Below are 6693 nucleotides of genomic sequence, written 5' to 3' on the forward strand. Positions count from 1 at the left end.
TCCCCCTATGATTTCAAGTTATATATTGTACGTGTATTTCTCCCGAGCCACTTCAGCAGCAGGATAATGCTGCATGGCTTCTTTCAAGTAAAGCTTCTCATCATGTTCAAACCATAAATGCGTAAGTAAAAACGCTTTAGCATCAGCATAAGCAGCCACCATGCCTGCCTCGGCAGCCGTAAGATGCGGTACATTAGGCGAGGTTTTCTCCGAAGTAAGCAATCCGCCATCGCATAAAAGCATATCACAGCCCTTAGCAAAGCCGACCAGATCATCGCCCTGCGACGTATCGCCCGAATATACTAGCTTATGACCGGCACTATCCTCCACTTTAACAGCAAAGCTGGGCACTGGATGCACCATAGGCGAAAATGAAATCTTTATGCCGCCTATATCCATTTCCATCCCCGGCTTTATATCGTGCAATTCAAATACATTGTTAAACTGAAGATCTTGCCATACGCTTGTCGGCGAAGACGGCGCATATACCTTAATCGGCCCGTCCCATTGGCCTCGCTTTTTTAATATGTCTATAGCATACCTCAATACCATCATATCCGATACATGATCGCTATGTAAATGCGTAAGTATTATAGCATCGATATCCTGGAGGCGTTTATATGTAAGCAAGCGCGACATGACCCCGTTCCCGCAGTCAAGCAATATACATGCGTTTTCGACCTCCACGAGATAACCGGAGCAAGCACCGTCAGCAGCCGGAAACGGACCGTATCTGCCCAATACTGTAAGCCGCATACCTACTCTTCCCTTTCGCCGTTATTTTGAGCAGCAGGTGAATAATTAGCCTGCATCGCCGAATTGTTATAATTCGGGGTAAAGCTCACACTTCGCGTAGGAGTAACGGTCGATATAGCATGCTTATAAACCAGCATCTGCTTACCCTCATTATCCAATATAACCGTAAAGCTGTCAAATCCCTTAACCAATCCACGCAATTGGAAACCATTAGTAAGATATATCGTAACCGGTATATGTTCCTTGCGTACCTGATTGAGGAAAACGTCCTGTAATGCAATGGTCTTGTTAGTCGTCATTATTTTTATTCCACCCTTCACTTCCGTTCAATGTAATCGATCGATAATATTATATACCAAAACCGCCCATCTTAAAAGAATTTTTTGAATAATTGCAAAGCATGGCTAAATCATACAAGTTACGCTTTTAAGCCATCTCGATACCGCGCCTGCCGATCCCTCTCCCAATAATCTCTTGCTCCAAGCGTATGCCATGTTCCATCATATAGCGTATGGCAGCGGTACAGTCCTGGCAATAAGGGTCGTCCAACAATGCGGCCAGCTTGCGCTCGTTGTTCTCCTTCTGTTTTATAAGCGCCCCTTGGCCTATTATACGGCATCTCATATACATGAAAATCGATCTGCCTTTCGGAGAATATGCTATATATCTACGCCTCGTTTACCATAGCTGCTATGGCATCGGTCAGTTTTAACCGCTTGCGTTTTTGCGTTCTGTATTCTTCTATCATGCCATCCGCCTTAAGCCGCTCTATCTCTTGCTTAATTTCGTTTTTAATCCTCTGTCTTTCAATGCCCCTCTTGTCTACATTCATAGCCCTTAACACCTCGTCGGGTAGAAGATCCTCACCTTTGGTGCTGTTTTTAAGCACGTGCAATATAGCATATCTGAACTCCATTAATTGATCGCTTAATCCCGAAATTTGAGAAACAATATCTTGATAACTCTCATAAGCCTCGGCACGCTGCCATTGATCCGCAGGTTTTATACCCAGCCTATCGAGCAACGGTATTATGGTGCTCATAGCCGCATCGGGATCTTGATAGAATTCGCTCCCCCATACACGCCAGAATACCCACCCGGTTCTCTCCATCTGCCTTTGACGCAAACGATCCTGCCACCAGCGGTCAGGCGTATGCCATCTGTCGCCATCACACTCCACCGCCAAATGGTTGTATTCGCCCTCCACTACCATATCTATACGGTAATTGCCCACTTTAACCTGCGGCGTCACCTTATAATTCCTCGCTGTCAGCCAATCGTACACGGCTTCTTCAAACGGTGATTCCAAGAGATCCCTGGCGCGGTCTGCGCTCTGTTGGCTCCATATGCCGTTTTGCACATAAGACAAAAGTTCATAGCGCAGATCGGTTTCTCTTAAGTCCTCAAGCTCTACCGAATGGAACAGGATCAATTGGTCGCGTGCACGGCTTACCGCCACGTTGAACCGCTGCCTGTACTGATCCTTGGTCAGAGCCACCAGCCGCTTGGCATCATTTGCCCCCACTACCATAGATAATATCATCACATCCCGCTCGTCGCCTTGGAATGCATATGCATCGCCCATTCTCAAGCTGCACGCCTCCTGCTCCTCGGGTGTCAGATAATCGTTTATTTTATCCCAAATATACTTTGCCTGAGCATTGCCCGTCAATGATATTACGCCAAAGGTCTTGCCTTTATATCTGGGGTCATGTACCATATCACATAGCCTTTCGCATATAGCGTCGGCTTCCGGCTTGTTTATATCCTGCGTATCCTCCCTGTATCCGCCCGATACATAGACATCGGCCAACACCGGCTCCAAACGTTTGCCTGGCAGCACATTTCTCAAAGGTATTATCCTGCCATTGTAACACAGCCTATTTGAAAATCCGATGATTTCAGGCATACATGTGAACTACATCGCCAATAAATTGGCGAGTTTCGGATTCCCGATGAAACGATGACCGTTCCACCGGTACATCTCCGGCGTGTCCAACGCCACTACTGCTGGGTAGGTAATACCTACTCTACACAGATACTTCTTTAGTATGTTGTACGCTCCAACGCAATCCGCATTGCAGACTTTCCCTTCTACTACATATAGCCCTCTGTGTTTGCGGTTGCTTTTTTCGGCCGTCGCTTTTGACACGCTTTCTGCGTACGGGCTGCATTGGCTGGTATAGCTTTCTTCCTGTTTTTCAATCATTATGCTCATGTCTTCTGCTTTGTATGTTAACAGCTCTTCTAGTTTCTTGAACGGCCATTTGTGAAATTTCTGATTGTTCTTTTGGCCCATATCTCTATTATCCCTAATATGCGAAACATCACCGATGATGATCCTGCTTACGCCTTCTTGCTCTGCAAAGTCTATAACCTGTTTGGCGGCTGTGTGTAGAAGATGATTTATCTGTTTTTTGCGTTTTGTATATAACTGCTGTATCCGCCTGGTACTTTGTTTGTGCTTTATTCCCCATGCCTCCTGCTGGGCATATGCTATCGACTGATAATATGCTATCTGTTTGTCAAAATAGCGGTTTATGCTCAATAATTGCCTCCCTGATATGATCATGCTTTTGCCTGTGGTTGTATAGCATGTCATAAGGTTGTTGATCCCTGGATCGATGGCCATGTATATACCATTATCCTGTTTATATGGTACTGCTGGTAATTCGATGATAATATTGACCTTATACCTATTGCTTTTGGGTATGGGTATTATCTCGATGACTTTTACTTTGCCAGCGATATTTTTATATTCATCGGGTATTTGTATATACAGAAAATCTGCATCCAGATCGTACTTCTGTTTTATATATTCTTTTTGTTGTTTGGGTACTGCCAGCCTGATTATGCCCTCTGATATGACGAAATCTTTGTTTAAGTACCGTATATTGAAGTTGCTGTGCTTGTATTTGGGCGGCCTTGGATTCTCTATACCCCCGGTCTTTTTCAGCTTATAGAACGAACTCCATGCTTCATCAAGCTGCTTGAGTACTTCCTGGGCTGTTTGTGATGGCAGGTTTTTGTACCAGAAGTTTTCTTTTAATCTTGCCTTTTGTTCGTACCAATCCGGGTATGGCTGACCGCTTTCTTTCGTCCAGGTAACTCGTTCGTAATTGGCTATGTTCCATAGTTTTGATGATGCATATGTCAACGCGCTTAATATAATGCTCTGCTTTTTATCTGGGTTTATCTCAAATTGTACAATCCGCTGCTTTGCGTTGGAATCGTTTTTCTTTAGCCTCACTGTTTCACCCCCTTGTCTTTTGGTGTTCGATATATTTTTTGATTGCATCTTCGGATATGGAGCCTATGGTCTCTATGTAAAATGATGAGTTCCATAAATGCCCTTTACAAAGTTGTTGTGCAAGATGCGGAAATTGCATCAGCGTTCTTCGCGCACTGATCCCTTTAAGCATCTTCACAATATATGAAGGCGCAACTTGGGGGTGTGCTGAAGCAAACACATGGACATGATCGGCCATAAGCTCCATAGCAGCTATGGAGAACCCCTTTTCCTTGCCTATTCTTACAAACTGGTCTTTAAGGAATTCCTGTATATCTTCGTTTAAAATAGGCTTTCTATATTTAACCGACCATACAATGTGATAATTAACATTATATACGCATGTTCTGGCCTGAATTAAGCTATTTTTATCCATGCATATAGTATACTATAGGTGTTGTATAAATACAAGCATTTATATATACTACATCATGCTCATATGGTAGTTAAATAAGTAAAAAGCAACTTTCATCTCTCTAATAAATTGGAGAGGATTCCCGTCGTACATCCTAAACCCGCATGGTACATAAGGACATTCTACATTGCACCCCATCGTTATTAAGATATCTACCTCCGCGGGAATATCGCTCAACAGTTTCGGATAATGGCCGCTCATATCCACCCCTGTTTCTTCCATTACACGCACTGCCAATGGCTTCACTTCGGGATAACTCTCCGTCCCGGCCGAATATACTTCCAATACGTCGCTTCCCAATTTCTTTGCCCACCCTTCTGCCATTTGTGAACGGCAGGAATTGTGAACGCATACAAATGCCACTTTCTTCTTCATTTTTTATACCCCTCCTTCATCGATTTGTTTAAACCAATACCTTGTACCGTTGGCTATTTTAACAAGCGTAAGCATAACCGGAACTTCGACCAGTACCCCGACAACTGTTGCAAGGGCGGCTCCGGAGTCCAAACCGAAGAGTGAGATGGCCACCGCAACAGCAAGCTCAAAGAAGTTGCTAGCTCCAATCAATCCCGCGGGAGCCGCTATATCATGCGGGAGTTTCCATATCCTTGCCCATCCGTAAGCGATAAAGAAGATTAGGAATGTCTGGATAATTAATGGTATGGCGATCAATAAAATATGCAGAGGATTGCTTAAAATAATTTCTCCCTGGAAAGAGAAAATAATTACCAGTGTAAGGAGCAAGCCTACGATAGTTACATCATCAAATTTCTTGAGGAAAACATGCTCAAAATACTCTATCCCCCTACGCCTTATAATATTGGTTCTGGTAAGGTATCCTCCTGCCAACGGGATAACGACAAACAGGATTGTCGATAATATCAGTGTGTCATAAGGAACGGTCACATTGCTTACGCCTAGCAGAAATGCGACAATCGGCGTGAACGCAAACAATATAATCAAGTCGTTTACCGCTACCTGTACCAACGTGTAAGCAGGGTCGCCTTTGGTTAAATGACTCCATACAAACACCATGGCGGTGCATGGCGCGGCTCCCAGTAATACTGCGCCGGCAAGGTATTCGGTGGCTAAATCTTGGCTGATCCACTCGGCAAACACCACTTTTAAGAAAAACGATGCTATAAGATACATTGTAAAAGGCTTGATAAGCCAGTTTGTCACACACGTAACCGCAAGTCCTTTCGGTTTTTTCGTCGCCCTAACAATGCTTGAAAAATCAATTTTCAGCATCATCGGATATATCATGAGCCATATCAGGACGGCAACAGGAATCGATACGTTTGCATATTCAAACTTGCTTAAAGTTTTAGGAATCGCAGGGATCAGTTGCCCCATGGCCACCCCCGCTATAATACACGCCGCCACCCACAGCGTAAGGTATTTTTCGAAGAAGCCCAATCCCCTATCCTCTTGCATTACTTCTTTATTATCCAAGTTATACAACTCCAATCCCTTTAATTTAATTCAATTATATGATTATATTCAATTATACTCATAATATATGCCGATAACGATATCCTGTCAACATCTTGAGAGCATGTTAATCAAATAATTTTTACATCGCGACTATTCGGTGCCGTTGCGCATGGGCGACAGTTGTTCACCCTCTCGCATTGTCGCATTGCCCTTGAAGATACTCCAGAACCTGGCTTTTATCCTCCCTTAGCTGCTCACAAGAAAAGTTGCTGCTTTTATATTTCTTGAGCCTTTCTGCATCTTTTAGCAACTGCGCATTTTCATCCATCTTCTTCTTGATAAATTCATACAACAGGTAATTTCCTTCAATAAACCCGTTATCCACTTTATAATAAACCCATTGCGATTTCTTTTCGTTGGTTATAACGCCCGCGCTTTTTAATTTATTTAAATGCCGCGAAACATTGGACTGAGTCATATCCAGCAGCGTTTCTATCTCACACACGCAGAGTTCCTGTTTTAACAATAAATTGAGTATCCTTATTCTGTTTTCATCTCCCAAAGCTTTAAATATTTCTATCAGATCCAATTTATCACCACCTATATCCATATGATTATATTTATTTTTTCAGCCCCTTTTATAAATTACAACCAGTATATTGCACTTATATATCTTTGTCAATATTAGGTCACATTTCTATTATGATTTTATGATAATGTCATATTGAAAGTATTTTGATATAATGTCATATATGAGAGAGGAGATATTCAATATGACGCAACGAGAAATGACTCG

At 43.0% G+C, this 6693-nt stretch carries 9 protein-coding genes; all 9 read right to left on the bottom strand.

The genetic code is table 11. The features are described from left to right. Window positions 1–18: 18 nt before the first annotated feature. The 9 genes from JG770_RS07940 to JG770_RS07980 all read right to left on the bottom strand — a co-directional run bounded on the left by JG770_RS07940 (window position 19) and on the right by JG770_RS07980 (window position 6486). Window positions 19–756, bottom strand: a complete 738-nt coding sequence (locus JG770_RS07940) for an MBL fold metallo-hydrolase (RefSeq protein ID WP_291957461.1) — start codon at window positions 754–756, stop codon at window positions 19–21. A gap of 2 nt (window positions 757–758) precedes the next feature. Next, window positions 759–1055, bottom strand: a complete 297-nt coding sequence (hfq, locus tag JG770_RS07945; RefSeq protein WP_291957463.1) for an RNA chaperone Hfq — start codon at window positions 1053–1055, stop codon at window positions 759–761. Between the two features lie 127 nt (window positions 1056–1182). Further along, window positions 1183–1386 (bottom strand): hypothetical protein, encoded by a 204-nt coding sequence (locus JG770_RS07950; protein WP_291957464.1) that lies wholly within the window; start codon window positions 1384–1386, stop codon window positions 1183–1185. A gap of 37 nt (window positions 1387–1423) precedes the next feature. Continuing rightward, window positions 1424–2665 (bottom strand): AAA domain-containing protein, encoded by a 1242-nt coding sequence (locus JG770_RS07955; protein WP_291957465.1) that lies wholly within the window; start codon window positions 2663–2665, stop codon window positions 1424–1426. 9 nt (window positions 2666–2674) lie between these two features. Next, window positions 2675–4006 carry a transposase gene (locus tag JG770_RS07960; protein ID WP_291957467.1) on the bottom strand — a complete coding sequence of 444 codons (1332 nt, stop codon included), beginning with the start codon at window positions 4004–4006 and terminating at the stop codon, window positions 2675–2677. Between the two features lie 4 nt (window positions 4007–4010). Then, the gene (gene tnpA, locus JG770_RS07965) at window positions 4011–4421 is read right to left on the bottom strand and encodes an IS200/IS605 family transposase (protein ID WP_291957470.1); all 411 of its coding nucleotides are present in this window, start codon (window positions 4419–4421) and stop codon (window positions 4011–4013) included. Window positions 4422–4469: 48 nt separating this feature from the next. Then, entirely contained in the window at window positions 4470–4835 is a 366-nt protein-coding gene (locus JG770_RS07970) for an arsenate reductase ArsC (RefSeq protein ID WP_291957473.1), read from the bottom strand. Window positions 4836–4838: 3 nt separating this feature from the next. Next, the gene (gene arsB / locus JG770_RS07975; RefSeq protein WP_291957475.1) at window positions 4839–5915 is read right to left on the bottom strand and encodes an ACR3 family arsenite efflux transporter; all 1077 of its coding nucleotides are present in this window, start codon (window positions 5913–5915) and stop codon (window positions 4839–4841) included. A 166-nt stretch (window positions 5916–6081) separates the two neighbouring features. Continuing rightward, the gene (locus JG770_RS07980; RefSeq protein ID WP_291957477.1) at window positions 6082–6486 is read right to left on the bottom strand and encodes a metalloregulator ArsR/SmtB family transcription factor; all 405 of its coding nucleotides are present in this window, start codon (window positions 6484–6486) and stop codon (window positions 6082–6084) included. Window positions 6487–6693: the final 207 nt, after the last annotated feature.

It is taken from the genome of Mahella sp. (genome assembly GCF_020054945.1).
Classification (GTDB): domain Bacteria; phylum Bacillota; class Clostridia; order Mahellales; family Mahellaceae; genus Mahella.